The following is a 1,861-nucleotide window of genomic DNA, read 5'->3' as shown; positions in this document are numbered from 1 at the left end:
GCGCGAGACCCCCGCCAAGCTCCCAAGCCGTCAGCAGACGGCGTCAAACCATGGGTAGCGGGCATTCGGCAACAGCCTCATATCCCGCATCAATTGGAAGTTCTCCGGTCGATTTTAGCTTCTCTAATGTTGATGATTTCTGGTGTAGAAGCATGATAGTTGCTGCATTCTCAAGAATAGCTTTCCCAACACCAGATGCTGTCTGGTAGAAATCGTTGAGCGATTGGGTGATGACGACCGCGGACGCGTTGTATTTTCTGAATCTTCGGAAGGCGGAATTGAGGAAGGTGGCGACGGACGGTGAGTCCATCAGCTGCCATGCCTCATCGATAATGAGGAGCTTGGACACCGATCGATCACCGAGATACGCCTCCTGTTGGATACGATAAATCAGTACCAGGAGGACAACCTTGCGAAGGTGATCAGAACCGGCCAGTTCTTCGAGCTCCAATGTGATGAATCCGTTTTCAAAGTCCACCGGTCGACCACTGCCGTCGAAATACCGTCCGTAATCCCCTTTCGAGGTAAACGGGTATAGCTGTATTCCGATGTCTTTGATTCGAACATCATCAGAGGCCTGCAGAACATCTGCCACATCATCGATACGAGCACGATGTCCTTTGTCCTCCCAAACGTGAGAGAGAAATTCTCCCAGAGAGGCGCGCTGATGGTCTGTCAGCGGCATTGTCGGTGCCGCCATAGCCTCCACGAGACCCATTAGGATATCCCGCTCCTCAGACCAGTCCGAGATCAATGGGAACGGGTTGAGGTCGAGGCTGGCCGTGGGCCCGAAGACCAGGTTCGTGCCACCGAGGCTCTCCGCCAGCTTTTCGTAACTCCTCCCGATGTCGATCACCCGGACTATCGCGCCAGAAGCACGGGCGCCGGCTATCATTTCATTCGTCATGAACGATTTGCCGCCGCCGCTTTCTGCAGCCACCACGACGTTGTAGTTGGTGTTGCTGTCGAATGGCGAGACGGGCATCAGTTGCCCCGTTCGGCTCGCGAATGTCATCAGCGGCGTTGAAGTCCCTCGCCATTCGGCGAAGAGCGGGAGCAGCCTGACCGCATGCTGCGTTGCCATCGTGCGATACCGGTGGAGTTGCTGTACGAGCCCGAGTTCGGCTCCAAACGGCAGTGCCCCGAATGCGATCGGCAACACGATGTACTTATCAGGCATGGCGATGACACGGTTACCTTGCCACAGCTGCACAGCCTGGCTCACAGCCTCGATCCGTGCGTCGCGGTCTTTTGCGATCAGAACCAAGCTCAGTGCTAGTTGCAGGGGACGGCCGCCATCGTCCAATGCACGGGTTAGTTCGTCGAAACCTTCTTTCTGGGCAAAGAGCCCCGGCACCCATTTTGTAAGAGGGCCGTAAACCTGGTTGGTCAGGAGTGTATTCTTCCGTCCAATGACCTGCCGTGCGGCGTGTGAGGATGGAAGATAAATATTGGCGGTAAGCACAAAGGGACCACGGATTGCTGAAGTGCCAGTGGTCAGGTTGCCTATAAGATTTATCATTCCACCGAAGGCAATCAGCTTCGGAAATTGTTTAACAGAAACAGTGGCGATTTGATGGTCACCAATTTCTAAATGGTCAGAGTGCACCACGACTGGTGCATCGTGATCGAATATTTGTTCTGAAATGGGGCGGGTTTCATCCCAATCGAACGTGGAGGACTGGCGCCAGTGGGCGTGCTCACCCTGGTGCAGTATGCCGTTCATGAGATGGAGGTACCGCGACGGTGTCAGCACCGTCGGCTGCATCTGAAGGCCTTCAAGAGCCTGTTGCAGAATGGGTCTTCGGAATGTGTCGCGATCGCAGTGAGATCCGCCCTTGAGCCTGCGGCCGGCGCCTGA

Annotated in this window: 1 protein-coding gene; it reads right to left on the bottom strand. The window is 55.3% G+C overall.

All coding sequences use genetic code 11. From position 1 onward, the window contains the following. Positions 1-43: 43 nt before the first annotated feature. Positions 44-1,861, bottom strand: a 1,818-nt coding sequence (locus IEW15_RS25280; protein WP_229708839.1) for a TraC family protein, incomplete at its 5' end; no start/stop codon positions are given.

Source organism: Tistrella bauzanensis, assembly GCF_014636235.1.
Classification (GTDB): domain Bacteria; phylum Pseudomonadota; class Alphaproteobacteria; order Tistrellales; family Tistrellaceae; genus Tistrella; species Tistrella bauzanensis.
This window is presented reverse-complemented; position numbering and strand designations above follow the sequence as displayed.